The 3,358-nt window shown below is 68.9% G+C and carries 4 protein-coding genes; 3 read left to right on the top strand and 1 reads right to left on the bottom strand.

All coding sequences use genetic code 11. From position 1 onward, the window contains the following. Positions 1-510: hypothetical protein (locus D7W82_RS38915; RefSeq protein WP_233588198.1), on the top strand; the 510-nt coding region annotated here is incomplete at its 5' end. Between the two features lie 12 nt (positions 511-522). Here the strand turns inward: D7W82_RS38915 and D7W82_RS38910 are convergent. Then, entirely contained in the window at positions 523-1,686 is a 1,164-nt protein-coding gene (locus D7W82_RS38910; protein WP_120623082.1) for a hypothetical protein, read from the bottom strand. Between the two features lie 177 nt (positions 1,687-1,863). On the opposite strand from D7W82_RS38910, the gene D7W82_RS38905 reads away from it, so the two are divergent. Continuing rightward, complete coding sequence (locus D7W82_RS38905; protein ID WP_120623081.1) at positions 1,864-2,697, top strand: mechanosensitive ion channel family protein; 834 nt, start codon at positions 1,864-1,866, stop codon at positions 2,695-2,697. A gap of 396 nt (positions 2,698-3,093) precedes the next feature. Further along, positions 3,094-3,358: condensation domain-containing protein (locus D7W82_RS38900; protein ID WP_199727858.1), on the top strand; the 265-nt coding region annotated here is incomplete at its 3' end.

Raw genomic sequence — 3,358 nt, 5'->3', positions numbered from 1 at the left:
CCCCCTGCCCCGCCTGCCTCCAAGCCGAGCGCCCCGGCCGCGGCGTCGTGCTCGGCGAGCCGGCTGAGCCCCATCCCCAAGCCCACCGCGAAGCCCCTGCCCCCGGCCGTGGCGTCCATGCGCGAGCGCATCATCAAGGCCGCCGTGGCGTGCGACTACGCGGGGCTCCAGAAGCTGGGCGACGAGAAGGGCCCGAGCGTGCGCTTCTCCTACGACCCGGACCAGGACATGGCCACCACCTGGCGCATCCAGGAGGAGTGGAAGGACAACCCGCAGCCGGTGCTGGCGCGGCTGGTCCACGTCCTCAACCTCCCCTTCTACCAGGAGGGCAACCTCTACTGGTGGCCCACCGCCTTCCGCAAGGACGCCACGGACGCGGACTTCGCCCTGCTCAAGGGCATCTATCCGGACGAGATGATCACCGACATGCGCAAGGAGAAGAGCTACATCGGCATGCGCGTGGGCATCTCCGCGGACGGCGACTGGCAGGCCGCCATCCAGGGCGACTGAGCTGCCCCCGCCTCAATCGCCGGTGACGAAGCGCGCGACGGCCTCCTGGACCTCCTCGTCCCCCATCATCCCCACGTGGTCCGCCTGCGTCTCCATCCGGTCCACGTGGATCGGCGGCGGCGGCAGGGCCCTCGCCGTCAGGACCGAACCGTCTCCGTCCGCGAGCACCGGATCCTCGAACGTGGGCTTCCCGCCGATGATCCGGAACGACTTGATCAACGGCTGCCCCACGCCCACCACCGCCAGCGTGCGGAAGGGCGGCGGCGGTCCATCGTGCTCGGCGAGGGCCCGCGCCAGCTCCGAGCGCGCCGCCAGCATGCGCTCCAGCCACTCGCGATACGCGGGGAGCTTCCGCACCGCCGGGTCCTGGAACACGCCCCACCCGCCGTCGACCCACGCGTCCGGCCGGTAGGCATCGAACGCCACCGGCTGGCCGCTCGCGTCCACGAAGAAGTCGCTCTCCGCCGGCAGCAGCTGGAACGCGGACGCGAAGGTGAAGAGCGCCTCCGGTGACAGCAGCGCCCGGTTGCGCCCCACCGGCGTGCCCAGGGTGAAGTCGTCGAACATGCCCGGCGCGCCCCGGAACGGCGTGCCCAGGAACACCACGCGCTTCACGTGCCGCGCGCCCGCCCACGTGGGCTCGCCAGTGTCGTCCCCGGTGCCGTAGCGCAGGCAGTGCAGGGTGATGAGCCCACCCATGCTGTGCGCCACCAGGTTCACCTTCACCCGGCCGCCCCGCGCCTCCGCGAGCGAATCCAGCAGCGCGCACAGCCGCTTCGCCGTCACGCGGTTGTCCTGCCGCCAGTCGTAGTCGAAGACGACGAAGCCCGGCAGCCGCTCGCGCCCGAAGTCCAGGAAGCCCTTGTAGACGTCGTAGCGCGCCACCCACGGCAGCACCGTGAAGCGCGTCACCGGTCCGTCCGCCTGAAGCGGCCCGAAGCCCGGCGTCTCCCGCTGTCCGGGAAACGGCAGCGCCAGCGACCGCTCACCGCGCGTCAGCACGTCGCCCACGGACACCCAGGCCCGCTCGTGCTCGCCGTCCGCCGTCGCAAGGAATGAGCCGCGGTACCCATGGATGAAGACCGTCACCTCCCCGCCCGTGGGCGGCGCCAGCGCGACGCGGGAGGCAGTGCAAGCGCTCAGCAACAACGAAACCGCGACGGGGAAGAGGCGCATGCGCCGCAACGTCCGCCTCGCGCTCCCTCCACGCAAGGCCCGGGTTTCACGCACCTGGGCGGGTCAGGACTGCCCTCCTGGAAAAATATGGATTCAATGCAACCCGGCTTGCATGCCCCGACCCATCCCGTGCAAAAGGCCCGCGCACGCCCGGTCCGGGTCAAGGGAGTTCGAGCCATGGATGAAATCGTCGTTCAATTGAAGTCACTTGCCCTGACCGAAGCGCTCCCGTTGCTGCTCAAGGTCATTGGGGCGCTGTTCATCTGGTTCATCGGGCGGACGATCATCGCCGGCTTCCGCAAGGTGCTGGACATGGGCCTCCAGCGGCGGCAGCTGGACGCCACGCTGATCCGCTACGTCGGCTCGCTGTTCACCGGCACGCTCACGTTGATGCTGATCGTCGGCATCCTGGGGCTGATGGGCGTGGAGACCACGTCCTTCGCCGCGTTGATCGCCGCCGCGGGCATCGCCATTGGCGCGGCCTGGTCCGGGCTGCTGGCCAACTTCGCCGCGGGCATCTTCCTGCTGGTGCTGCGCCCCTTCCGCGTGGGCGAAGAGATTGAAGCCGGCGGAGTCGTGGGCCTCGTCCAGGAGATTGGCCTGTTCGTCACCACGCTCGACACGTCGGACAACGTGCGGATCGCCGTGGGCAACAACCAGATGTTCAGCGACAACATCATCAACTACAGCCACCACCCGTACCGCAAGATGACGGTCAAGGTGCCGCTGATGCACGGCGTGGACGTGAGGGTGCTCCAGCAGGCCCTGGTGGAGCGCATGGTCACGGTGAAGGGCGTCCAGGAGAAGCCCGTGCCGCAGGTGGAGATCGCGGAGTTCACGCTCCAGGGCCCCGTCCTGGCGGTGTGCATCTTCTGCAAGCCCACCGACTACAACGACACGCAGGCCAACGTGGGCGACGCCATCGCGGAGATCCTCCTGGCCGTGGGCTACACCGTGCCCACGCTGGCCGTGCTGGCCGCACCGCCGCCGCCGCTGGCGAAGGTGGGCTGAAACACAGTCGTTCGACAGGGGACCGCTGCCGCGCGGCGCGTGGCCCTTCCGAGACGCGAAACCTGCCCCCTGCGCTCTCCTCGAGCATGGAGGAGACGCTGGGAGCAGGCCTCACTCCGGAGGACACCTGACGTCCTTCCCTCCTTGTCTTCCGGGAACCAGCACAATCCACCAAATACCTGAATTCATTCAGGTAGGCATTGATCCGCCCTCATGACAGGAGCCGCGTAGGCGGAATAATCTCACCCGCATGAATTTGACCCACCCTCGTGCCTCTCCCGGGAGAGCGGCGCAGGGCGGCACTCCGGCACCAGCGACACGCCGGAGTTCTCACGAGCGCCACCGGCCCGGGTGGTGCTCGTGCGCAGTGGCGTCCCCCAGTGCGGAGTACACGAGATGAGCAACGAGCTGTCGAAGCGGATCGCCAACCTCTCACCGGAGAAGCGCGCCGAGTTGCTCAAGAAGATGGCCGCGCAGAAGGCCGTCGCCGGCAACTCCGCCCAGGGCCTCATCCCGGTGCAGGACCGCTCGCGGCCCCTGCCCCTCTCCTTCGCCCAGCAGCGCCTCTGGTTCATTGATCAGCTTCAGCCCGGCACCTCGCTCTTCAACGTCCCCATGGCGGTGCGCCTGGAGGGCGCACTCGACGTGGCCGTGCTGGAGC

The sequence above is a fragment of the Corallococcus sp. CA049B genome (genome assembly GCF_003611685.1).
Taxonomy (GTDB): Bacteria; Myxococcota; Myxococcia; order Myxococcales; family Myxococcaceae; genus Corallococcus; species Corallococcus coralloides.
This window is presented reverse-complemented; position numbering and strand designations above follow the sequence as displayed.